This is a genomic window from Streptomyces sp. NPDC020299 (assembly GCF_044387825.1).
Taxonomy (GTDB): domain Bacteria; phylum Actinomycetota; class Actinomycetes; order Streptomycetales; family Streptomycetaceae; genus Streptomyces.
In genome coordinates, this window is record NZ_JBIRWL010000004.1 from 520,161 (window position 1) to 542,534 (window position 22,374).

A 22,374-nucleotide genomic window follows, 5' to 3' on the forward strand; every position below is an offset into this window, starting at 1 on the left:
CGGGGCTCATTCTGCGAGGGGGGCGGCGGGTTGCGGGACGGCCACCGGGGTCAGCCGAATCCCATGGCTTGGGACCATACGGTGTACGGGACGCTGTCCGTGGTGGTCCCGGCAAGTCCCTTGAGCGGCTGCGGTTCCAGGGATTTGGCCAGATCGATGCGGTAGACGACGACCGCGGTGGTCACGGACGAGGCGGTCCCCGTGTACCAGGAGGCGGTATCGTCCGCGGTGGTTCCGGCCTTTCCGGCCACCTGGGCCGTGACGGGGGCCGCGGCCGGGTGCGCGATACGGAAGGACTCGGTGAGCGCCCGGCTGACGTTCTGGGCCACGTCCGCGCCGACCGCGCGCTGCGGGCGCGGAGTGGTCAGGGCGACCCGGGCGCCGTTGCGGGTGATCCGGCGCACCGAGTACGGCTCGGTGTGCTTGCCGGCGGCGGCGAACGTGGCGTATCCGCCGGCCATCCGGATCGCGCTGGGTGTGGAGCTGCCCGTGGTCAGCGCGGGCACCTGCGGGCCGATGCTGGAGGCGAGCAGGCCGGACGCCTCGGCGGTCTGGGTCACCTTGTCGAGGCCGGTGTCCATGCCGAGCTGCATGAAGGGCGTGTTCACCGACTGGGCGAGCGCCCTGTCCAGGGTGATCTGGCCGTAGGACTTGCCGTCGTCGTTGTGGGCCGTGACCCGCTTGCCGCTGCGGTCCCAGTAGGGCCCCTCGGGCGTGGTGACGATGTGGCCGTCGTTGCCGTCGTAGACCGTCTCGGGCGAGATGGGGCTCGGGATTCCGTTGCGCTTCTTGACGATGCCGTGCTCGAGCCCGGCGGCGTAGACGAACGGCTGGAACGCCGAACCCGCCTTGACGGTGGTCGCGTTGGACTCGTTGTAGCCCTGGGTACGGTGGTCGGGGCCGCCGTAGACGGCGAGGACCCGGCCGTCGGTGGCCACCGAGGCGGCCCCGTAGTGCCCGGTCTTCGCTTCCTCGGGGTGGTCCTTCTCGGCCTGCTTGCGGGCCTTGGTCACGGCGTCGGTGAGTGCCTTCTCCCGCTTGCGGTCGAAGGTCGTGTAGATCTGGTAGCCGCCCAGGTCCCACTCCTGGTCCGTGATGTGCGCGGACTTCTTGGCGTACTGGGTCGCGACCTCCACCAGGTAGTCGCTCTGCTCACCGGTGTCGTAGAGCGGGTTGGTCTTCAGCGGGTCGGGAAACTTCGTGTACGTGGCCCGCTCCTGCGGCGACAGCTTGCCGATCTTGACCATCCGGTCGAGGATCCAGGACCAGCGCTCCACGGCCCGCTTGTGGTTGGCCTTGCTGAGCGTGGGGTCGTACAGGCCGGCGCCCTTGAGCAGACCGGCGAGACAGGCGGCCTCGGAGGCGTTGAGCTTGCTGACGTCCTTGCCGTAGTAGGCCTGGGCCGCGCGCTGGATGCCGTAGGTGCCGCGGCCGAACCAGCTGGTGTTGAGGTAGCCCTCGAGGATCTGGTCCTTGCTCATCTTGTTGTCGAGCTTGAGGGAGATCATCGCCTCGGTGAACTTGCGGCTGACCGTCTGGTTCTGGCTCAGGTAGACGTTCTTGACGTACTGCTGGGTGATGGTGGAGCCGCCCTCGGTGTCCCCTTCGCCGACGGTGCGCCACAGGGCCCGGGTGATGCCCTTGAAGGAGATGCCGGGGTCGCTGTAGAAGTTCTCGTTCTCCGCCGCGAGGACCGCCCAGCGGACGTCCTGGGGTATGTCCTTCAGGGGCATCGCCTGCCGCTGCACCCAGCCGGTGCGGGCCATGGGCGTGCCGTCGGACCAGAAGTAGACGTTGTCCTGCTGGGTGGCGTACGTGTTCAGGTTGTCCGGTATGTCGGTGACGGCGTAGGCGACGACCAGGAACATGCCGGTCAGGCCGATCGCCGACAGCCAGACCCCGAGCCACTGCCGCCAGGAGGGTATCCAGCGGCGCCAGCCGGTGCGGCCGGGGCGCGGGTAGACCGGCTTCAGCTTGCGGGCGTAGGGGGATATTCGGGCGGTGAGCGGGGCGAGGTGTCGCGCGGCGGCGGCGGTGACACGAGCAACGGCGGGGGGCAGCGCGGGTTTGCCGCGCGGCTTGCGGCGGTCGGCGCGCCGGCCGGGCGGGCGGACGGTCTCCCGCAGCCGGGACACGCGCAGCGCCATGGTCTCGTCGGGTCTGGGCGGCACGCCCTCGCCGACGGCGTCCCAGTCGTGGGCGCTCTTGTCGAGCGCCTGCCTGCGGGCGGCGTCCTTGCGGAGGGCCTCGACGCTCAGCTGCATGGTCTCGTCCGCTTTGCGCAAAGCGTCGACGTTCAGCTGCATCGTTTCGTCCGGCGGCAGCGAAGGACCCGCCGTCGGCCGCTTGTTCGACGCAGCACGGCGTTTCCGGGAACGGCGGTCGTCCTCCGGGAGACCCTCCCCCTGCCCTGCCTCGGTCACCACTGCGTCTCCCTCCGCGATCGTTCTTGCGCGCGGGTAGACTCAGCGGGTGGCCTTGACCGCCGCTCACGCGGCGTACGCCCCCCTCTTCCCCCGGTCTCGCTCCGGACTTGCGGCTCCTCGCGGCGCTCACAAATTACCAGCGATCTTTGCAAAATCTCCGCACAAGTGCCGGACAGAATCAACACTCATGAAACTCTGAGCTGCCCTTGTCACGGCCCCGGCGGTTAGCCTATCGGCATGCCTCGCTACGAGTACCGGTGCCGCAGTTGTGGAGACACCTTCGAACTGAGCCGTCCCATGGCCGAGTCCTCCGCTCCGGCGGCCTGCCCCGCCGGTCACGAGGACACGGTCAAGCTGCTGTCCACGGTCGCGGTGGGCGGCTCGGCGGCCGCGCCGGCACCCGCGCCGCGCGCGGGCGGCGGCGGTGGCGGGTGCTGCGGCGGCGGCTGCTGCGGCTGAGCGCGGTTACCTGGGCGCCCGCGCGGTCCTGAGGAACTCGCGGGTGATCCGCTCCCCCGCCAGCACCCCGCGCTCGGGCAGGGCGGTGATCCCGGGAGCCGCCCAGCCGGTCTCGGCCAGCTCGCCGTGGCCCGGGCGCCAGCCCCGGTCGACGGCCAGCAGCAGGTCGGCGTCGAGGAGGGAGTCGCCCGCGCCGAGGACGAGGTCCGCGCCGGTGCGGTGGGCGACCTCGCGGACGGCGGCGCTCTTGGTGAGCGGCTTGGGGACGGCGTAGATCTTGCGGCCCTGGAGGGAGACCGTCCAGCCGAGATTCTCCGCCCACACGGCGAGTTCCTTCACCCAGTCCTCGGGCAGCAGTTCGCGCTCGACGACGAGGTAGGCGAAGAGGTCCTCGGCGTCGCGGTGCTTGCGCACCCAGACCGGGTCGGCGGTCCGCAGCAGGTGCTCCTGCACCTCGGCGAGCGGCGCGCACTCGCCGGCCAGCCGCTCGGTCACCCGCCGGTGCCAGTCGGGGTCCGAGACGCCGTCCACCAGCAGATGGCCGCCGTTGGCGCAGATCGCGTACTCGGGTTCCGGGCCCGGCAGGTTGATGCGCTGGTACTGCTTGCGCGTACGGGTGGTCGTCGGTACGAACACCGCCGCGTCCCCGAGCTCGGTGAGCAGCTCGGCCGCCGTCTCCGTCATGTACGACAGCGGCCTGCTCTCGTGCACCTCCACGCACAGCAGCCGGGGCGCCCGCGCGTCCGGCATGGTCAGCGCGAGGGCCGCCGCGGAGTAGATCAGCGTACGGTCGAGGTCGCTCGCCACCAGCACCGGCATCAGACGTTCACCGCCTTGCCGTCGGCACCGGTCGCGCCGCGCGTGTACTTGGGGTGGATCAGGCCCACGCAGGTGTACGGCAGCTCGTCGGCCTCCTCGACGGGTACCCCGCGTTGCTCGGCCAGCAGGCGTACGTGGTCGAGGTCGGGGCCGGCCCCGGCCCGGGCCAGGATCTTCCACGGCACGCGGCGCAGCAGCACGCGCGTGGTCTCACCGACGCCGGGCTTGACGAGGTTCACGTCGTGGATGCCGTACTCCTCGCTGATGCGCTCCACGGCCCTCCAGCCCTCCCAGGTGGGCGTGCGGTCGCCGGCCGCCAGTTCCTTCACGGCCTCGTCCACGCCGTCGGCGACCTCCTGGAAGCGGGCGGAGACCGCGTCCAGGAAGGCCACGGACACGTCGGCGCCGGTGAGTTCGCGGTAGAACTTCGCGCCGTGGAAGTCGTGCGGGCCCACCAGGTCGGCGCGCAGCACGGTGCGGGAGATCAGGCCGGAGACGGTCGAGTTGAGGCAGGCGGAGGGGATGAGGAAGTCGTCGCGGGTGCCGTAGGTCCGTACGCACGAGCCCGGGTCGGCCAGCACCGCGATCTCCGGGTCGAAACCGGTGATCCCGTCGGAGGCCTCGAACTCGGCCAGCGCGTCGGCGAGCTCGCGGGTGATCGCGCCCTTGCCGGTCCAGCCGTCGACGAAGACGACGTCCCGGGGGTCGTGGTGGGCCGCCAGCCAGCGCAGGGCGTTGGCGTCGATGCCCCGGCCGCGCACGATCGACACGGCGTAGTGCGGCAGCTCGACACCGTGCCGGAACCGCGCCCAGCGGCGCATCAGCACGCCGACGGGGGTGCCGGCGCGGGCCAGGGAGACCAGCACCGGGCGGGGCGACCGCTCGGCGATCACGGTCTCGGTCACGACTCCGACGGCCCGCGCGATCCGTGCCGCCGAGGTCTCCAGGGCGGCGTGGAACAGCGCCTGGTACCGCTCGCTCGGCTGGTACTCGACGGGCAGCGACTCGGCGTAGTGCGCGCCGCCGCTCTGGATCGCCTCCTCGCGCTCCTCGGTCGGCGCCTCCAGCGTCACGTCCGAGAGGTCCTGGAGCAGCCAGCCGACCTCCTCGGGCGCGTACGAGGAGAAGGCGGGGCCGCGGAGGGGCTCGGGCAGCATGGCTGGCCTTTCGGGAACGTACGACGGTATGACGCCGAGCAGGACGTACGGGACATGCTCGGCCAGCCGGGCCAGGAGGCCGTGCGGGGCGTGCAGCGCGGGTGTGTCGGCGACCGAGTCGACGACGGCGACGACCGCGTCGAAGCCGGCGCCCGCGACGTTGTAGGCGTAGCGCTCGCCGGGGCCGTCGGCGGGGTCGTCATGGGCGGGGAAAACGATTCGGCTGCGTATCGCGTAGCCGGGGTCGTCGACCGCGAGCACGGGCGAGCGGGTCGTGGTGGAGTACCGCACCTCACCGTCCACCACCCGCTCCAGCGCCTCGGCCAGCCGCAGCGGGGCGTACATCAGCTCCTCGAACCCGAGCACGAGCACGCGGTGGGCGCCCTCGGGCAGCGCCTCGGCGACCCGGGCGGCCATGCCCGGCAGCGCCTGCTCCAGCCGGGCGCGGTCCGCGGGCGTGAACCCGTGCCGGCCCCCGTCGGGGACCCCGCCGGGCCAACGGAGCGGCACGCGGACAATCCGCCCACGCTCACTCGCCCGGGCGTCGCCGTCCCGCCCGGCGGCGGCCCCGCCGACCACCGCCTCCGGGGTGACGCCCCCGGCCGCCCGGCCGCCGACCGCCCCGGCGCCGCCTGCCTCGGCCGCTCCCGCGTCCGCCACAAGACCGACCGGCTCAGCCGTTCCGGTCACAGCCCCAGGGCGTGCCGTCCCTGCTGCCCGGCCCTCCGCCGCCCCGGCGCCCGGCCCCGGACCGGTCGCCTCGGCCGGGCCGGCCGCGGCTTCACGGCTCGCCGTCCCGGCTGCTCGGGCCCACGCCGCCGCGGCACCCTCGGCCGCCCGGCCACCGACTGCGGCGGCGCCGGCCACCTGGCCTCCTGCCCCGGCCACTGCCGCATCCGCCGCGCGGCCCGCCGCCTCCGACTCGACGCCCTCGGTCGCGGCCCGGCCGTCGGCCGCGGCGGCACCGGTCACCTGCTCCCCCGGCCCGGCTGCTCCCGCTTCCGCGGTGGCTCCGCCGGCGGACGTCTCATACCGCGCCACCAACTCCTGGCCCTTCGCCAGCACCCCCTCCGGCAGGAGGACCGTGCCCGAGGCGGCGGCGACGAGGTCGACGCGGGCGTCGATCTGCCGGGCGAAGTCCGCGAGGCGGTCCATGTCCTGGGGGGAGCGCATGTCGACGAGGGCGACCACCACGTACCGCCGCCGCGGATGGCGTTCGTGCAGGTCGCGGATGGTGTTCAGGACCGTGTTGCCGGTGGAGAACTCGTCGTCGACGAGGACCAGCGGGCCGTCGCCCGCCAGCAGCGCGGGGTCCGCGGGGAGCAGGAGGTGGGAGGTGGCGTGCGAGTGGGATTCCTCGAAGCCGCCCGCCGGGGCGACGCCGGGGACCGGGCGACGGGTGGAGTGCAGGTACGGGGCGAGGCCCAGGCCGTCGGCGACCGAGTGGCCGAGGCCGGTGGCGGTCTCCGCGTAGCCGAGGACGACCGCCCGGGCCGCCTGCTCGTCGCCGAGCAGCTCACGGACCCGGCGGCCGAGGGCGACCCCGTGGCCGTACACCACCGAAGGTGACTGCGGTACGTGCTTGCCCAGCACGTTGGAGACGAGCAGGTGGGCCCGCTTGGGGTTGCGGCGCAGGGCCATCCCCAGCAGGCCCGTCAGCACGTCGTCGCCCCTGAGTTCGACCCCGAGCCGCTCGGTGACCCAGGCGCCGGACCAGACCCCGTCGTTCACTTCCTTGTTCATGCGTCCCTTGTGTTCAGCCGGGTATCCCGGCGGCGAGCAGCTCCACGAAGCCGACGTCCTCATTGGCGACGCCGAACACCTCGGCGCGCAGCATGGTCCGCTCGGCCCAGGCGCGGTGCGGCTTCACCTCGTTCATCTTGTTCGTGTAGGCCGACCGGAGTACACCCCCACCGCCCCGTTCCGGCCGCAGGATGTCCACCGCGTCGCTGAACTCCTCGTGGCTGACCACGGACAGCGCGTGCACGGGAAGCACGTGGGAGGGGTGGATGCAGGTCTTGCCGAGCAGCCCGTTGGCCTGGTCCAGGGAGATCTCCCGCAGCAGGCCGTCCATCGCGTGCTCGATGAGCCGCTCGCGCAGCCCCACGGCCTGCCCCTCCAGGAAGGGGCTGTGCCGCAGCATCGGCTTGAACATGCGTTCGGGCACCCGGAAGTACTCCCACACCGGCCCGGTCACCGTGAAACCCGTGCCGTCGGCCCGCCCCAGCACGTTCACCACGTCGGCGATCACGGAGGCGACGATCTGCACGTCGTACGCGGTCATGTCGGGGGCCCGGCGCAGCCCGTAGGAGGAGCAGAAGTCGGTCACGCCGAGGCGCAGGGCGAGCACCCGGTCGCGGTACTTGTCGACCGCCCGGAAGATCCCCTCCAGGGCCTCCACCCGTGACTCCAGGTACAGCAGCTCGGGCGTCTCCAGCACCGGCATGGCGAACAGCCGCCGGCCGGTCTGTGTCTCCGCGGTGGCCAGCGCCTCCAGGAAGGGGATGCCGCGCTCCTCGGTGAACTTGGGCATGACGAACCCGGACAGCAGCCGGACGGCGGGGCCGAGCCGACGGGCCAGGTCGGGGATCTGCTCGGGCACCCGGACCCGGATGAAGAGCAGGGGCAGCTCGGCACCGTCCCGTGCGGCCAGATCGGCGAACTGGCGTACGAGGTTCGCCTCGCCCTCGGCGACCTCCGCGTCGTCGATCGAGTCCTCCAGGCACAGCACCATGGAGACCACGCCGCTGCCGGCCTGCTTGACGATGTCGTCGGCGAGCCGCGGCCGGGTCGCCGGGCTGTACAGGGTGGCGCCCAGGGCCGCGGACAGCAGCCGGGCCGGCGAGTCGGCGGTGAACTCGCACGGCTCCTGGTGGAAGAGGCGCCGCCGCACCTCAGGGGCGATGTGCCCGAAATGACGCATAGAACTCCCCCGTGGCACAAAGTAAGGCTGTGGATTTTCGGAAACAGGTGGCCGGTAATAGTACGTAGACGTCCATGTCCCGGGTTCCCCCGGGCCATGAATTTCAAGTAACGGCGGGTGTGCGGGCAACTTTTCCCCAGTCGGACCCCGCATTGTCGTGACCAGGACCGAGAGGGCAGGATGACCGCATGACGCACGCGATGCTGAAGGGGTCGAACGTCCCTCTCGAAGCCACGACGGTGCGCGCCGTGCTGCGCTGGGCGCCCGGGCAGGGGGTCCCGGACGTCGATGCCTCGGCGCTGCTCCTCGGCCCCGGCGGCCGGGTGCGCTCCGACGAGGACTTCGTGTTCTACAACCAGCCCCGGCACCCCTCCGGGCAGGTGTGGCGGCTCGGCAAGAAGCGTGCCGCCGAGGGCCTGACCGACACGATCCAGACAGATCTCACCGGTGTCGAGCCCGGCGTCGGCCGGATTCTCCTGGTGGCTTCGGCGGACGGCGTCCCCTTCGAACACGTACAGGCCCTGCGCATCCTGCTGTACGACGCGGCCGTCCCGGACGGGGAGCCGCTGGCCCACTTCGACATCAAGCCCGAGACCGGCGCCGAGACGGCGCTGATCTGCGGGGAGCTGTACCGGCGTGGCGAGGGCTGGAAGTTCCGCGCGCTGGGCGAGGGCTACTCCAACGGTCTCAAGGGCCTGGCGACCGACTTCGGCATCTCGGTGGACGAGTCGGAGGCGGCGGAGGAGCCTTCCCCGTCGCAGCCGCTGCCCCCCGAGCAGCCGACGACCTCGGTCCCGCCGCAGCCCGCGTACGGCTATCCCCAGCAGCAGCCCGCCACCACACAGCCCGCGGCCCCGCAGCCCGCCTACGGATACCCCCAGCCGACGAGTCCCGCGAGCCCGCCGGCGTACGGCTACCCGCCCGCGGCGACGGCCTTCCCGGACCCGGACTTCCGGCTGCCACCGCAGGGACCGCAGTTCGTACGCTGAGCGCACCCCCGGGTCACTTCTCCGCCTTGGACTTGTAGCCCCGGCCCCACTGGAGCCCCCACCCGTACAGCCGGTCGAGCTCCGCCTGGAAGCCGTACACGAACTTCACCTCACGGCGGACGACCAGCTCCCCCTTGACGTTCTCGATCATCACCACGGCACAGGAGCGGGCCTGCTGGTGGCGCTCGTCAAGGCCTATCTCGATACGGGGGCCGTTGCTCGGATACAGGGTGACGATCGCGTGCGTGCGGTCGAACGCCGGCGTCTGGTCGTAGATGTAGACGAAGACCAGCAGGCGCTTGATGTTCTCCCGGTGGTCGAGGTTGATGTAGATCGTCTCGCCGGACCCGGAGCCGAACCGGTCGTCACCGCTGAGCTTGACGTACGGCGGCCCGTTGATGTCCCCGAGATAGCCGCCGAGGGGCTGCACCACGCCCTTGGTGCCGTCCATCAGCTCGTACAGGCAGCCCAGGTCGAGGTCGACGTTGACCATGCTCTGCCCGTGCCCGAGGATCTCCGGCGGCTTGAGCGCCTGGAAGGGGCGCCGGAGCAGCCCCCCGCGCGGGCCGCCGCCGAAGTCGGACGTCCGCATCCGCCAGGTCAGGTTGACGCGCAGGTGCCCGGTGGCCGCGCCCTGCTTGGTGAGCGACACCTGGTGGTGCCGTTTGGTGAGCTCGATGGCGTTGCTCGCGGCGTTGCCCGAGTCGAAGTCGTATCCGCGCGCGCCCAGCAGCCCGTCGAAGAAGCCCATTCCCGCCCCCAGCTACCCAGATCACAAGCGAAGTCACAGCACAAGCGACACAGCACAAGCGAAGGGGGCGGCCGCCATGGACGGCCGCCCCGCTCAGAGCGTTCCTCGCGCGGGAGTGTGTCACACCCCGGAGGAGACCTCAGCCTTCTCGTCCGCTTTTCCCTCCGCATCCGCGAGCGCGCGGTTGCGGCGCACGGAGGACCAGAAGGACCAGGCGATCAGGACGACGCCGACGAGGCCGGTGATGACCTCGTTGATCTCGTACTGGATGGTGACCATGAGGATCACGGCCAGCGCGCCGATCGCGTAGTGGGCGCCGTGCTCCAGGTAGACGTAGTCGTCCAGGGTGCCCTGGCGGACCAGGTAGACGGTGAGCGACCGGACGTACATCGCGCCGATGCCCAGGCCCAGCGCCATCAGGACGATGTCGTTGGTGATGGCGAACGCGCCGATCACGCCGTCGAAGGAGAAGGACGCGTCGAGGACCTCGAGGTAGAGGAACATGAAGAACGCGGCCTGGCCGGCCAGTACGACCGCGGACCGCTTCTTGCCGGTGCGGGCGGCCTCTTCGTCGGCCTCGTGCTCGCGCTCCTCCTCTTCCTCGAGCTTGTCCTCGAAGTAGCCGGAGAGACCACCGACGATCATGTACGTGATCAGACCGGCGATGCCGGCGATCAGCACCGTCTGCGCCTTGTCCACGTGCGCGCCGCCGTGCTGGTGGGCGTGGGCGGCGAAGGTGAAGGAGGTGATCAGCAGGACGATCAGCGCGATGCAGACCGACAGCATGTCGACCTTGCCGAGCTTGGCCAGGGGGCGCTCGATCCAGCGCAGCCACTGGATGTCCCGGTCCTCGAAGATGAAGTCGAGGAAGATCATCAGCAGGAACATGCCGCCGAAGGCCGCGATCGCCGGGTGCGCGTCGGTGACCAGCTGCTGGTAGTGGTCCTTGTTGTTCAGCGCGAGGTCGACCGCGTCGATCGGGCCGATCTTGGCGGTGATGGCGACGATCACGACCGGGAAGACCAGCCGCATGCCGAAGACCGCGATGAGGACGCCGACCGTGAGGAAGATCTTCTGCCAGAAGGCGTTCATCTTCTTCAGGATCCCGGCGTTGACCACCGCGTTGTCGAAGGACAGCGAGATCTCCAGGACGGCCAGGATCGCCACGATGCCGAAGGCTTCCCACCCCCCGTAGAAGATCGCCGCGACCAGGCCGAGCGCGGTCACCGCGAACGACCAGCCGAAGGTTTTGAGAAGCACTGCTTACCCCATCGTGTCGGTACGGGTCCGCCCCGGACCGTACTCGGCTTTACTCACTGTTGACCCCGAAGTCTAGAGTGTGGGACTCGAGCCCGGCCAGGAGGGGCATTTTGGCCTCCGCCGCCTAGGAGACGTTGACCCCGAAGTCCATGGCGATGCCTCGCAGTCCGGACGCGTACCCCTGGCCCACGGCGCGGAACTTCCATTCGCCGCCGTAGCGGTAGAGCTCGCCGAAGATCATGGCGGTCTCGGTGGAGGCGTCCTCGCTGAGGTCGTAGCGGGCCAGTTCCTGGCCGTCGGCCTGGTTGACGACCCGGATGAAGGCGTTGGAGACCTGGCCGAAGGTCTGGCCGCGCTCGTCCGCCAGATGGATGGAGACCGGGAAGACGATCTTGTCGCAGCCGGCCGGCACCTTCGTCAGGTCGACCAGGATCGACTCGTCGTCGCCCTCGCCCTCACCGGTGAGGTTGTCACCGGTGTGCTCCACCGAGCCGTCCGGGCTCTTGAGCTGGTTGTAGAAGACGAACCACTCGTCGCCGAGCACCCTTCCGCTGCTGCACAACAGCGCGCTGGCGTCCAGGTCGAAGGGGGCGCCGGTGGTGGAGCGGGCGTCCCAGCCGAGTCCGATCATGACGTTGGTGAGGTTCGGTGCGGCCTTGGAAAGGGAGACATTGCCTCCCTTGGCGAGCGTGACGCCCATGTTGCTGGTCCTCCCCAGGGGTTTTGCTCTTCTTCGGTTGTCCTGCACGTCCGGCGCCGACCGTAAACGGTGCGGCGCCGGAGCTGGGCCCTGTCGTCTGGATCAACCCGGCGTCGCGGGGCCCAAACGACAGGGTCTGGCGAGCGGGGTGCGTCAGACGTTGACGCCGAAGTCCTGGGCGATACCGCGCAGGCCCGAGGCGTAGCCCTGGCCGATGGCACGGAACTTCCACTCCGCGCCGTGCCGGTACAGCTCGCCGAAGACCATCGCCGTCTCGGTGGAGGCGTCCTCGCTCAGGTCGTACCGGGCGATCTCCTGTTCGCCGGCCTGGTTGACGACGCGGATGAACGCGTTGCGGACCTGACCGAAGGACTGCTGGCGGTTCTCGGCGTCGTAGATCGAGACCGGGAAGACGATCTTCTCGATGTCGGCCGGGACGCCGGCCAGATTGACCTTGATCTGCTCGTCGTCGCCCTCGCCCTCACCGGTGATGTTGTCACCGGTGTGCTCGACCGAGCCGTCGGGGCTCTTGAGGTTGTTGAAGAAGACGAAGTGCTGGTCGCTCGCGACCTTGCCGGAGTTGTTCAGCAGCAGCGCGCTGGCGTCGAGGTCGAAGTCGGTACCGGTAGTGGTGCGGACGTCCCACCCCAGACCGACGATGACGGCGGTCAGGCCCGGGGCCTCCTTCGTCAGCGATACGTTGCCGCCCTTGCTGAGGCTGACTCCCACGGGTCCTCCATGTGGTGTCCAGGGGCGGGATGCCCCGAAGTGCGTCGGATACCGGATCAACGATTCGATCCTAGTGACGGGTTCCCGCAGCCCGCAGTCCCTGGAAGTGAAGAATCACAGGGTGTCGAGCGCCTTGACGTACTCGCTCAGGTCACGGGCGTCCGGAAGCGCGTTGACGACGGTCCAGCGGACCACGCCCTCCTTGTCGATGACGAAGGTGCCGCGCACGGCGCAGCCCTTGTCCTCGGCGAAGACCCCGTAGGCGCGGGAGACCTCGCCGTGCGGCCAGAAGTCGCTCAGCAGCGGGTACTCCAGGCCCTCCTGCTCGGCGAAGACGCGCAGGGTGTGGATGGAGTCGTTGGAGACGGCGAGCACCTGGGTGTCGCGGTCGTCGAACTGCGGCAGGTTGTCGCGCACCTCGCACAGCTCGCCGGTGCACACACCGGTGAAGGCGAAGGGGTAGAAGAGCAGCACCACGTTCTTCCGGCCGTGGAAGTCGGACAGCTTCACGGTCCTGCCGTGGTTGTCCTTCAGTTCGAAGCCGGGGGCCTTGTCGCCGACCTGGATCGCCATTCGTCCTGCTTCCCTTCGGTGGGGCTGTTCGGGTGGGAACACCCTACGCAGCACCCACCCCGGGGCGGCGGACGGGCCGAGCACGGCTCGACCCGTCCACTGTCCGGTGTCCTGTCCGGTGTCCGGGGTCTGCTGTCCGGGACGAGGTGGCTACCTCTTGGACTTGGCGGCCTTCGGCGTCGCCAGGCGCGAGCCGCTCCAGTCCTTGCCCACGCTGACGCTCTTGGACGCCGTCAGCCCCGCGGTGGCCGCGGCTTCCGAGATGTCGCTCGGCTCCACGTACCCCGTCCGGCCGGTCTTCGGCGTGAGGAGCAGGATGGCGCCGCCTTCCTCGATGTACGTGGTGGCGTCCACCAGCGCATCCGTCAGGTCGCCGTCATCGTCGCGGAACCACAGCACGACGGCATCGGCCACGTCGTCGTAGTCCTCGTCCATCAGCTCGCCACTGATGACTTCCTCGATGGACTCGCGGAGCTCCTGGTCGACGTCGTCGTCGTAGCCGATCTCCTGGACCACCTGCTCGGGCTGGAAACCCAGCCTGACGGCAGGGCTCGTCCGCTCCTCCGCGTGGTCCGCGGTCGCGCTCACGGGTTGCCTCCTGATCATGTCTTGGTGAATATCTCAGCCACGCGCGTGCGCGAAGCATTGGCCGTAGTCCACACGGGCGGGGCGGATCGCGCAAGTACCCGGCCGTCGGGACCGCCGAAACGGTGACGATCCCGGCCGTGTCGCCGCAACTTACGGCACCGTATCGCGAGCCCGGCCGACGTACACCACACCCTTGTGCCCGGTTTGTGAGGTTTGAAATCATTCAAAATCATCCGCGGATACGACCCTCGAACAACTTTGCCAAGCCCATCACCCGTCGGGCGTATCGTTGCGTTTTGGCCGGGCCTGCCCGAGTGCCGCTCGAGGGGGACCGTACGGACGCCTCGGTTACCCCAGGGTAGAGATGACGTACGCCTTCCCGAGGTACACGATGGGGAACGGTGTAGGCAGGAGCAACAAAAAGTGGCCCTCTGACAGGTAAGGAACAGCGTGGCTTCCGGATCCGATCGCAACCCGATCATCATTGGCGGCCTTCCGAGTCAGGTTCCTGACTTTGATCCCGAAGAGACCCAGGAGTGGCTCGACTCCCTGGATGCCGCCGTCGACGAGCGAGGCCGGGAACGAGCCCGGTTCCTCATGCTGCGTCTGATCGAGAGGGCCCGCGAGAAGCGCGTGGCCGTGCCCGAGATGCGCAGCACGGACTACGTCAACACCATCCCCACCAAGAGCGAGCCGTTCTTCCCCGGCAACGAGGAGATCGAGCGCAAGATCCTCAACGCGACCCGCTGGAACGCGGCCGTGATGGTCTCGCGCGCGCAGCGCCCGGGCATCGGCGTCGGCGGCCACATCGCCACCTTCGCCTCCTCCGCCTCCCTGTACGACGTGGGCTTCAACCACTTCTTCCGCGGCAAGGACGAGGGCGACGGCGGCGACCAGGTCTTCTTCCAGGGCCACGCCTCCCCGGGCATCTACGCGCGCGCGTACCTGCTCGACCGGCTCTCCGAGCAGCAGCTGGACGGCTTCCGCCAGGAGAAGTCGAAGTACCCCGACGGCCTGTCCAGCTATCCGCACCCGCGCTCCATGCCGGACTTCTGGGAGTTCCCCACGGTCTCCATGGGCCTCGGCCCCCTCGGCGCGATCTACCAGGCGCGGATGAACCGCTACATGGAGGCGCGCGGTATCGCGGACACCTCCAAGTCGCACGTGTGGGCGTTCCTCGGCGACGGTGAGATGGACGAGCCGGAGTCGCTCGGCCAGCTGAGCATCGCCGCCCGCGAGGGCCTGGACAACCTGACCTTCGTCGTGAACTGCAACCTCCAGCGCCTCGACGGCCCGGTGCGCGGCAACGGCAAGATCATCCAGGAGCTGGAGTCGGTCTTCCGGGGTGCCGGCTGGAACGTGATCAAGCTCATCTGGGACCGCTCCTGGGACCCGCTGCTGGCCCAGGACCGGGACGGCCTGCTGGTCAACAGGATGAACACGACGCCGGACGGCCAGTTCCAGACGTACGCGACCGAGACCGGCTCGTACATCCGCGACCACTTCTTCGGCGACGACCAGCGGCTGCGCGCGATGGTCGAGAACATGACCGACCACCAGATCCTGATGCTGGGCCGCGGCGGTCACGACCACCGGAAGATCTACGCGGCGTTCAAGGCGGCCAAGGAGCACAAGGGCCAGCCGACGGTCATCCTGGCCAAAACGGTCAAGGGCTGGACGCTGGGCCCGAACTTCGAGGGCCGCAACGCCACGCACCAGATGAAGAAGCTGACGGTCGACGACCTCAAGCGCTTCCGTGACCGTATGCACCTGCCGATCTCCGACAAGGAACTGGAGTCCGGCGCGCCGCCGTACTACCACCCGGGCCGGAACTCGGAGGAGATCCAGTACATGCACGACCAGCGCAGGAAGTGCGGCGGGTACGTCCCGACGCGCGTCGTGCGCTCCAAGCCGCTCGCGCTGCCGGACGACAAGACGTACGCGACGGTGAAGAAGGGCTCGGGCCAGCAGTCCATCGCGACGACCATGGCCTTCGTCCGGCTCCTGAAGGACCTCATGCGGGACAAGGAGATCGGCAGGCGGTTCGTGCTGATCGCGCCGGACGAGTACCGCACGTTCGGCATGGACTCCTTCTTCCCGAGCGCGAAGATCTACAACCCGCTGGGCCAGCAGTACGAGTCGGTCGACCGCGAGCTGCTGCTCGCGTACAAGGAGTCGCCGACCGGGCAGATGCTGCACGACGGCATCTCGGAGGCGGGCTGTACGGCCTCGCTGGTCGCGGCCGGTTCGGCGTACGCCACGCACGGCGAGCCGCTGATCCCGGTGTACGTCTTCTACTCGATGTTCGGTTTCCAGCGCACCGGCGACCAGTTCTGGCAGATGGCCGACCAGCTCGCGCGCGGTTTCGTCCTGGGTGCGACCGCTGGCCGTACGACCCTGACCGGTGAGGGTCTCCAGCACGCGGACGGCCACTCGCAGCTGCTGGCCTCGACGAACCCGGCCTGTGTCGCCTACGACCCGGCGTACTCGTACGAGATCGCGTACATCGTGCAGGACGGTCTGCGCCGGATGTACGGCAGCGACGCGGAGCACCCGCACGGCGAGGACGTCTTCTACTACCTCACCGTCTACAACGAGCCCATCCAGCACCCGGCCGAGCCGGCGGACGTGGACGTCGAGGGCATCCTGAAGGGCATCCACCGGATCGGCGCCGCCGCCTCGGGCTCGATCCCGGCCCAGATCATGGCGTCCGGCGTGGCGGTCCCGTGGGCGCTTCAGGCCCAGCGGATCCTCGCCGCGGACTGGGACGTCAAGGCCGACGTGTGGTCGGCGACCTCCTGGAACGAGCTGCGCCGCGAGGCCGTGGCGGTGGAGCAGCACAACCTGCTGCACCCGGAGGAGGAGCAGCGGGTGCCGTACGTGACGCGGAAGCTGGCCGGCGCCGAGGGGCCGTTCGTGGCGGTGTCCGACTGGATGCGGTCGGTTCCGGACCAGATCGCACGGTGGGTGCCGGGTACGTACCAGTCGCTGGGCGCGGACGGCTTCGGCTTCGCCGACACCCGGGGCGCGGCCCGGCGGTTCTTCCACATCGACGCGCAGTCGATCGTGGTGGCGGTGCTGACGGAGCTGGCGCGCGAGGGCAAGGTCGACCGGTCCGTGCTGAAGCAGGCCATCGACCGGTACCAGCTGCTCGACGTGTCGGCGGCGGACCCGGGCGCGGCCGGGGGCGACGCGTAGTCGCTGCGCGGCTCTGGCGGATCAGGGCGGTGGAGTTCGAGTCTCCACCGCCCTTACCCTTTCTTTACGATGCGGGCATGGAGCAGCAATCGGCGCAAGCGCGTTGGGAACGGCACACCCAACGGCCCCTGCTGGCGCTTGCGGTGGCCTTCGCCGTCGCTTATGCCGTGCCGATCGTGGACAGTTCGGCGAACCGGTCCCTGACGGGGCTGTGCACGGCCACGGAGTGGGTGGTGTGGGCGGCATTCGCCACCGACTACCTGATACGGCTGGCGCTCACCCCGCGGCGCAGGGAGTTCGTACGGACGCACTGGCTGGACCTGTGCGCGGTGGTGCTGCCCATGCTGCAGCCCCTGCGGCTGCTGCGGATGGTGTCGACGCTGCTGCTGGTGGGGCGGCGGGCGCGGATGGCCTCGCAGATCCGGCTGACGACGTATGTCGCCGGAGCGGTGGTGGGGTTGCTGATGTTCGGCTCGCTCGCGGTGCTGTCCGTGGAGCGGGAGTCACCCCGGGGGAACATCCGGACGCTGGGTGACGCGGTGTGGTGGTCGTTCACCACGATGACGACCGTGGGGTACGGGGACCACGCCCCGACCACCGGACTCGGCCGCATGATCGCGGTCGGGCTGATGCTCTCCGGGATCGCCCTGCTCGGGGTCGTCACCGCCAACATCGCCGCCTGGTTCATCGGGCAGTTCGCCAAGGACGACCTCGAGGAACGACGCCAGACAGAGGCCATCGAGACCCTGACGGAGGAAGTCCGCCTCCTCCGCGCCGAAGTCGCCGCGCTGACCGGACGGGAACGGGTCGGCGAGGAGCAGCCGGGTTAGCCGTGGGCGGGGGCGAACGGGGAGGCGTGCCCGCCGGGACGACCGAGGACCGTGCCCGGTCGGCCCAGAGATGGCCACGCCAGCCGGCACGAACGAGGGCCGCGTCAGCCGGGGCCCAAGGGGGAGCGCGCCAAAGGGAACTGACGAGAGCCGCGTCGGGTCCGACAGGGACCGCGCCAACCGGGACGAATGATGGCCGCGCCCGCCCGGCCGATCGAGGGCCGTGCCAGTCGGCCCAAAGAGGACCACACCAGCCGGGACGACGGAACTGCGTTAGCCAGGCCCAGCAGGGACCACACCAGCCACGGCCAACGAGAACCGTGCGAGCCGGGACAGCCGAGCACCGGGTCAGCCGGGGCGAGCGAAGGCCGCGCCGGCCAAACGGTCCACTCCAGCCGCGCCCAACCGGGGCCGCGCAAACCAAGCCCGACGAGCCGGGTCAGTCGGAGTGAACGAGGGTGCGCCGGCCAGGCCCGACAGGGACCACGCCAGCCGCGCCCAACCAGGTCCGCGCCAGACGAAGGTTGCGCCAACGCGCCCAACGAAGCTTGCGCCGGCCAAACCCGAAGCGGGCCACGCCAGCCACGCCCAACCAGGGCCGCGCCAGCCAGGCCCGACGAGCAAAGCCGGGGTGAACGAAGGCCGCGCATACCAGGCCCGATAAGGGCCATGCCAGCCGTGCCCGACGAGGGCCGCGTCTGCCGCGCTCAGCGGAGGTTGCGTCGGCGGGGCGTGGTGAGGGCTGGGTCGGTTGGGGCGAACGGGGGTCCGGGGGTGAGCCCCCCGGAGACCGCCGCTCAGAAGAACCCGTTGCCCATGGTCGCCGACCCTGCCAGCCAGATGATGGCCAGCAAGGTGTCGATGGCGCCCAGGACCACGGCCACCAGAGCGGGGATGTTGCGGTCGGACGACCATGTGCGGCCCATCGCCAGCCAGCCGCAGACGACTGCCACCGGGCCGAGGATGATGCCCAGGGTGAAGAAGCCGGCGACCGCGCATATGGTCCCGATGATTCCGAGCGTCGCGCGATCCGGCCCGCTCCGCTGCCACGTCCGGCCGCGTGAACGGGGGTACCTGCGCGTTCCGTGCCCGAATCCCGCCATCATCAACTCCCTGGTCGCTCATGGACTGTTCGGGTTCGATGCTCGGGTACCCCTGTTCCGCGTCCCCAGACCTGCGCGCTGCCCCCCTCCGGCAGCGCGCCACGGCCTGCGGCGTCCTCCCAGGCCCTGCGGAGGACTTGACCCACTGTGACCTGCGCCGCGTGCCGGAGGCGAGGAATCTTGAGCGGAGTCACCCTGATAGGGGAACTTCGCCGACCAGGCCGGGGAGAGCTAGATGTGGCCCACGCCCGCGCCCGCCTCCGCGTTCTCGCCGCGCTTGGTGAGCAGGGCGACCAGGACGGCCACCGCGGCCACCCCCGCCGCGACCAGGGACGCCAGGCTCATGCCGGAGATGAAGGTGTCGTGCGCGACGGCGGTGATCTTCTCGACCAGCGGCTGCGGCGTGCCCTTGGCCACCGGCGCCACCCCGACCTGGACCGCCTCGGAGGCCTGGTCCAGCTGGGCGGGGGTGAGCTTCGGCAGCCCCGCGCCGGTCCAGTTGCCCGGCAGGTCGCTGTCGACCTTGGAGGCCATCACGGCACCCAGCACGGCCGTGCCGAGGCTGCCGCCGATCTGCATCGCGGCCTGCTGGAGACCGCCGGCCACACCGGAGAGCTCCATCGGGGCGTTGCCGACGATGACCTCCGTGGCACCGACCATGACGGGCGCGAGGCCGAGGCCCAGCAGGGCGAACCAGAGGGACATGGCCGCGCTGCCGGTGTCCGTCTGAAGCGTGGACATGCCGTACATGGCGATCGCGGTGGCCGCCATGCCCCCGGCGAGCGGGATGCGCGGGCCCAGCTTGGTGATCATGGCACCGGCGAGCGGGGAACCGACGATCATCATGCCGGTGAGCGGCAGCAGATGGAGACCGGCGTCGATCGGGCTCATCCCGTGCACGTTCTGGAGGTAGAACGTGACGAAGAACAGGCCGCCCATGAACGCGATGGCCATCAGAACCATCAGGACCACGCCCGCCGACAGCGGCACCGAGCGGAACAGGCCCAGCGGGATCAGCGGCTCCTTCACCTTCGTCTCCCAGAAGGAGAACGCGGCGAAGAGCACGACGGACGCGGCGATGAAGCCCCACGTCCTTCCGTCGCCCCAGCCCCAGGCAGGGGCCTTGATGAGCGCCCAGACCAGGCAGAACATCGCGCCGGACAGCAGGGCGATGCCGAGGATGTCGAAGGACCGCGGGGCGTTCTCCGCCCGGTGGTCCTTGAGGATCAGCAGGCCGAGGGTGAGGGCGAGGAGACCGACCGGCACGTTGATGAAGAACACCGACTGCCAGTTGACGTGCTCGACCAGGACACCGCCGAGGATCGGGCCGCCCGCGGTGGAGGCGCCGATGACCATGCCCCAGATGCCGATCGCCATGTTGAGCTTGTCGGCCGGGAAGGTGGCCCGCAGCAGGCCGAGGGCGGCCGGCATCAGCAACGCGCCGAACAGGCCCTGGAAGACGCGGAAGGTGACGACCGCGGCGATGCTGCTGGACAGACCGATGGCCCCCGAGGCGGCGGCGAAGCCGACGACGCCGATCAGGAAGGTCTGCCGGTGCCCGAACCGGTCGCCGAGCTTGCCCGCGGTGATCAGGGACACCGCGAGGGCGAGGAAGTAACCGTTGGTGATCCACTGGACCTGCGCGAAGGTGGCGCCGAGGTCCTTCTGGATGGCCGGGTTGGCTATCGCCACGATGGTGCCGTCGAGGGCCACCATCATGACACCCACGGCCACGGTGATCAGGGTGAACCACGGGTGACCGCGGAGCCCGCCTGCCGGGGTCGGATCCGACGGGTCCGACGGGGCTGCCGGTGCCTCGTCCCCCGGCCCCGTCGAGTCGATGGTCTGACTAGTCATACGCGCGAGGCTAGTGTCAGCCGCTGACAACTGACAAAAAATCTCAGTTACAGGGAGAAGCACATGAGTGAAACGGGGCTGCGCGAGCGCAAGAAGCGGCGCACGCGGGACGCCCTGCTGCGCGCCGCGCTCGAACTGTTCCTCACCCAGGGATACGAGCACACGACCGTCGACGAGATCGCCGAGGCCGTCGACGTCTCGCAGCGCACCTTCTTCCGCTACTTCGCCGGCAAGGAGGACGCGGCCTTCTCCGTCACCCGGCTCGCGGAGTCCCACTACGTCCGGGCCGTACGCGAACGTCCGCCGCACGAGGCCCCGTTGGAGGCGCTGCGGCAGGCCGTCATGGCGAGCTGGGACACCATCGGGGAGGCCATCGAGCAGGTCGTCCCGGTCGAACTCCACCTGCGCGCCCACCGGATGATCGAGGCCACGCCCGCTCTGCTCGCCGCCCATCTGCGGCGCCAGGAGGAGGTGGAGGAGGAGATCGCGGGCATCATCGCCGAGCGCGAGGGTCTCGACGTGGACACCGACCCCCGCCCGCGCCTGCTGGTGGCGTTGTTCGGTGGAGTGATGCGAGTCACTCAACGAGCCTGGGCGGTGGGCGAGGAGTGCAGTATCGAGGCGATCCGCGAGCTCACCGCCGCCTACCTGGACCAGGTGGGGCCCGCGTTGACCGGAAACTGGCGTTCCGCCTGAGTTCCCCGTCACACCTGCCGAAACGTGATCCCCGTCACTCGGTTACCGCGAGACCCTCCCGTTCTCTTAGTGTGTCCTCCCAGTGACTTCCTTCGACACCTCCCCGCAACTCAACGTCTGGCGCGCGCTGCTTGCCCTGGCCGTCGTGTTCGTGATGCTCGCGACCACCGGCTGGACCGCCCTGCGCGGGCACCGGGAGACGACCTCCGTGCAGGCTTCGCTCTCCGCCTGGGAGCACGGCCGCATCGGCGGGCACCGGCTGCCGGACCCGGACGAGAGTCCCCACCGGCTCGCCCGTTTCTTCGCCTCGCTGACCGAACGGCAGCGCGCCGGCCTCGCCCACCGCTACCCGCTCGCGGTCGGCAACATGAACGGCGCCCCCGTCGAACTGCGCTACCAGGCCAACCGCGTCGCGCTGCAGAAGCAGCGCAAGGTGGACGAGAAGCGCATGCACGACAAGCAGCTCTCTCCGGTGGGACAGCAGCAGGCGGGCCAGCGCATGCACCGCTACGAGTCACTCATGAGCGGGGGCAGGCAGATCCTCGCCTTCGACCCCGACGGCTCGGGCCGGGTCGCCGAGGTGTTCGGCAACCTCGACAAGGCCGAGCGGATCTCCGTCGTCGTCCCCGGCGTCGACACCGACCTGCTCACCTTCCAGCGGACGAACCGCAAGTACACCGCGCCGGTCGGCATGGCCAAGGCCCTGTACGCGGCCGAGCGCACCTCGAGCCCCACGACCCGGACCGCCGTGATCGCCTGGGCCGACTACACCGCGCCCAGCGGCCTCGGCATCGACTCGGCCACCGCGATGCGCGCCGAGGACGGCGCCGTACGCCTGAACGCGCTGCTGCGCGCACTGCCCGGCAGCGCACCCGTCACCACGTTCTGCCACAGCTACGGCTCCGTACTGTGCGGGGTCGCCGCGCACGCGATGCCGCGCCGGGTGGCCGACATAGCGGTGGCCGCCAGTCCCGGCATGCACGCCTCCCAGGCCTCGCACCTGGGCACCGGAGCGCGGGTGTGGGCGATGCGGGACGCCTCCGACTGGATCCAGGACGTGCCGTACCTCGAGGTCGGCGGGCTCGGGCACGGCGCCGACCCGGTCTCCTCCGCGTTCGGCGCGCGGGTGCTGTCGGCCCGGGACGCCCAGGGGCACGCCGGTTATTTCGAGCCGGGCACGGACAGCCTGCGCAACTTCGCCGAGATCGGGGTCGGCGCGTACGACTCGGTGCGGTGCGCCCATGACGATGACGGGTGCAGGGACGGTTTGTCCGCTACGACGATGGCCGGACGCGCGTAGAAACAGCAGGAAGTGC

At 70.1% G+C, this 22,374-nt stretch carries 18 protein-coding genes; 6 read left to right on the forward strand and 12 right to left on the reverse strand.

The window, feature by feature from the left end:
- Nucleotides 1-50: 50 nt before the first annotated feature.
- Nucleotides 51-2,306 (reverse strand): transglycosylase domain-containing protein, encoded by a 2,256-nt coding sequence (locus ACH45E_RS13835; protein WP_399040650.1) that lies wholly within the window; start codon nucleotides 2,304-2,306, stop codon nucleotides 51-53.
- Between the two features lie 357 nt (nucleotides 2,307-2,663).
- On the opposite strand from ACH45E_RS13835, the gene ACH45E_RS13840 reads away from it, so the two are divergent.
- Entirely contained in the window at nucleotides 2,664-2,885 is a 222-nt protein-coding gene (locus ACH45E_RS13840; RefSeq protein WP_361437988.1) for a zinc ribbon domain-containing protein, read from the forward strand.
- Between the two features lie 6 nt (nucleotides 2,886-2,891).
- Here ACH45E_RS13840 and ACH45E_RS13845 read toward each other — a convergent pair whose 3' ends face one another.
- The 3 genes from ACH45E_RS13845 to ACH45E_RS13855 are packed head-to-tail and all read right to left on the reverse strand — an operon-like array spanning nucleotide 2,892 to nucleotide 7,784.
- The gene (locus ACH45E_RS13845) at nucleotides 2,892-3,704 is read right to left on the reverse strand and encodes an HAD family hydrolase (protein WP_361437990.1); all 813 of its coding nucleotides are present in this window, start codon (nucleotides 3,702-3,704) and stop codon (nucleotides 2,892-2,894) included.
- Nucleotides 3,704-6,604: a phosphoribosyltransferase gene (locus tag ACH45E_RS13850; protein ID WP_361437992.1), complete on the reverse strand. Its 2,901-nt coding sequence runs from the start codon at nucleotides 6,602-6,604 to the stop codon at nucleotides 3,704-3,706. The genes ACH45E_RS13845 and ACH45E_RS13850 overlap by 1 nt, the downstream gene beginning before the upstream one ends.
- Nucleotides 6,605-6,617: 13 nt before the next feature.
- The gene (locus ACH45E_RS13855; protein WP_361437994.1) at nucleotides 6,618-7,784 is read right to left on the reverse strand and encodes an HpcH/HpaI aldolase/citrate lyase family protein; all 1,167 of its coding nucleotides are present in this window, start codon (nucleotides 7,782-7,784) and stop codon (nucleotides 6,618-6,620) included.
- A gap of 188 nt (nucleotides 7,785-7,972) precedes the next feature.
- Between ACH45E_RS13855 and ACH45E_RS13860 the strand changes: the two genes are divergently transcribed.
- Nucleotides 7,973-8,773: a TerD family protein gene (locus ACH45E_RS13860; protein ID WP_361437996.1), complete on the forward strand. Its 801-nt coding sequence runs from the start codon at nucleotides 7,973-7,975 to the stop codon at nucleotides 8,771-8,773.
- Between the two features lie 13 nt (nucleotides 8,774-8,786).
- Here ACH45E_RS13860 and ACH45E_RS13865 read toward each other — a convergent pair whose 3' ends face one another.
- The 6 genes from ACH45E_RS13865 to ACH45E_RS13890 all read right to left on the reverse strand — a co-directional run bounded on the left by ACH45E_RS13865 (nucleotide 8,787) and on the right by ACH45E_RS13890 (nucleotide 13,374).
- Nucleotides 8,787-9,524, reverse strand: coding sequence for a Tellurium resistance (locus ACH45E_RS13865; protein WP_361437998.1), 738 nt, complete (start codon nucleotides 9,522-9,524; stop codon nucleotides 8,787-8,789).
- A 120-nt stretch (nucleotides 9,525-9,644) separates the two neighbouring features.
- Entirely contained in the window at nucleotides 9,645-10,784 is a 1,140-nt protein-coding gene (locus ACH45E_RS13870; protein WP_361438000.1) for a DUF475 domain-containing protein, read from the reverse strand.
- 124 nt (nucleotides 10,785-10,908) lie between these two features.
- Nucleotides 10,909-11,484 carry a TerD family protein gene (locus ACH45E_RS13875; RefSeq protein ID WP_361438002.1) on the reverse strand — a complete coding sequence of 192 codons (576 nt, stop codon included), beginning with the start codon at nucleotides 11,482-11,484 and terminating at the stop codon, nucleotides 10,909-10,911.
- Between the two features lie 153 nt (nucleotides 11,485-11,637).
- On the reverse strand, nucleotides 11,638-12,213 hold the full coding sequence (locus ACH45E_RS13880; protein WP_132851078.1) for a calcium homeostasis/redox stress adaptation protein: 576 nt from the start codon (nucleotides 12,211-12,213) through the stop codon (nucleotides 11,638-11,640).
- Between the two features lie 114 nt (nucleotides 12,214-12,327).
- Nucleotides 12,328-12,786 (reverse strand): peroxiredoxin, encoded by a 459-nt coding sequence (locus ACH45E_RS13885; protein ID WP_361438005.1) that lies wholly within the window; start codon nucleotides 12,784-12,786, stop codon nucleotides 12,328-12,330.
- 150 nt (nucleotides 12,787-12,936) lie between these two features.
- Nucleotides 12,937-13,374: a DUF3052 domain-containing protein gene (locus ACH45E_RS13890; protein ID WP_361438007.1), complete on the reverse strand. Its 438-nt coding sequence runs from the start codon at nucleotides 13,372-13,374 to the stop codon at nucleotides 12,937-12,939.
- A gap of 450 nt (nucleotides 13,375-13,824) precedes the next feature.
- Here ACH45E_RS13890 and aceE point away from each other — a divergent pair, with 450 nt between their 5' ends.
- Nucleotides 13,825-16,572 (forward strand): pyruvate dehydrogenase (acetyl-transferring), homodimeric type, encoded by a 2,748-nt coding sequence (gene aceE, locus ACH45E_RS13895; RefSeq protein ID WP_361438009.1) that lies wholly within the window; start codon nucleotides 13,825-13,827, stop codon nucleotides 16,570-16,572.
- Between the two features lie 77 nt (nucleotides 16,573-16,649).
- Nucleotides 16,650-17,402 carry a potassium channel family protein gene (locus ACH45E_RS13900; RefSeq protein ID WP_361438011.1) on the forward strand — a complete coding sequence of 251 codons (753 nt, stop codon included), beginning with the start codon at nucleotides 16,650-16,652 and terminating at the stop codon, nucleotides 17,400-17,402.
- A 797-nt stretch (nucleotides 17,403-18,199) separates the two neighbouring features.
- Here ACH45E_RS13900 and ACH45E_RS13905 read toward each other — a convergent pair.
- Both ACH45E_RS13905 and ACH45E_RS13910 read right to left on the reverse strand, forming a co-directional pair.
- Nucleotides 18,200-18,508 carry a small hydrophobic protein gene (locus ACH45E_RS13905; RefSeq protein ID WP_361438013.1) on the reverse strand — a complete coding sequence of 103 codons (309 nt, stop codon included), beginning with the start codon at nucleotides 18,506-18,508 and terminating at the stop codon, nucleotides 18,200-18,202.
- Between the two features lie 228 nt (nucleotides 18,509-18,736).
- Nucleotides 18,737-20,362: an MFS transporter gene (locus ACH45E_RS13910; RefSeq protein ID WP_361438015.1), complete on the reverse strand. Its 1,626-nt coding sequence runs from the start codon at nucleotides 20,360-20,362 to the stop codon at nucleotides 18,737-18,739.
- Between the two features lie 63 nt (nucleotides 20,363-20,425).
- Between ACH45E_RS13910 and ACH45E_RS13915 the strand changes: the two genes are divergently transcribed.
- Both ACH45E_RS13915 and ACH45E_RS13920 read left to right on the forward strand, forming a co-directional pair.
- Entirely contained in the window at nucleotides 20,426-21,058 is a 633-nt protein-coding gene (locus tag ACH45E_RS13915; RefSeq protein ID WP_361438017.1) for a TetR family transcriptional regulator, read from the forward strand.
- Nucleotides 21,059-21,140: 82 nt separating this feature from the next.
- A complete protein-coding gene (locus ACH45E_RS13920; protein ID WP_361438019.1) occupies nucleotides 21,141-22,358 on the forward strand; it encodes an alpha/beta hydrolase in 1,218 nt (405 codons plus the stop codon).
- Nucleotides 22,359-22,374: the final 16 nt, after the last annotated feature.

Excerpts from the sequence above, each read along its gene's own strand:
- ACH45E_RS13835 (WP_399040650.1), bottom strand. The coding sequence starts at position 2,306 with ATGCAGCTGAACGTCGACGCTTTGCGCAAAGCGGACGAGACCATGCAG.
- ACH45E_RS13840 (WP_361437988.1), top strand. The coding sequence starts at position 2,664 with ATGCCTCGCTACGAGTACCGGTGCCGCAGTTGTGGAGACACCTTCGAA.
- ACH45E_RS13845 (WP_361437990.1), bottom strand. The coding sequence starts at position 3,704 with ATGCCGGTGCTGGTGGCGAGCGACCTCGACCGTACGCTGATCTACTCC.
- ACH45E_RS13850 (WP_361437992.1), bottom strand. The coding sequence starts at position 6,604 with ATGAACAAGGAAGTGAACGACGGGGTCTGGTCCGGCGCCTGGGTCACC.
- ACH45E_RS13855 (WP_361437994.1), bottom strand. The coding sequence starts at position 7,784 with ATGCGTCATTTCGGGCACATCGCCCCTGAGGTGCGGCGGCGCCTCTTC.
- ACH45E_RS13860 (WP_361437996.1), top strand. The coding sequence starts at position 7,973 with ATGACGCACGCGATGCTGAAGGGGTCGAACGTCCCTCTCGAAGCCACG.
- ACH45E_RS13865 (WP_361437998.1), bottom strand. The coding sequence starts at position 9,524 with ATGGGCTTCTTCGACGGGCTGCTGGGCGCGCGCGGATACGACTTCGAC.
- ACH45E_RS13875 (WP_361438002.1), bottom strand. The coding sequence starts at position 11,484 with ATGGGCGTCACGCTCGCCAAGGGAGGCAATGTCTCCCTTTCCAAGGCC.
- ACH45E_RS13885 (WP_361438005.1), bottom strand. The coding sequence starts at position 12,786 with ATGGCGATCCAGGTCGGCGACAAGGCCCCCGGCTTCGAACTGAAGGAC.
- ACH45E_RS13900 (WP_361438011.1), top strand. The coding sequence starts at position 16,650 with ATGGAGCAGCAATCGGCGCAAGCGCGTTGGGAACGGCACACCCAACGG.
- ACH45E_RS13905 (WP_361438013.1), bottom strand. The coding sequence starts at position 18,508 with ATGATGGCGGGATTCGGGCACGGAACGCGCAGGTACCCCCGTTCACGC.
- ACH45E_RS13910 (WP_361438015.1), bottom strand. The coding sequence starts at position 20,362 with ATGACTAGTCAGACCATCGACTCGACGGGGCCGGGGGACGAGGCACCG.
- ACH45E_RS13915 (WP_361438017.1), top strand. The coding sequence starts at position 20,426 with ATGAGTGAAACGGGGCTGCGCGAGCGCAAGAAGCGGCGCACGCGGGAC.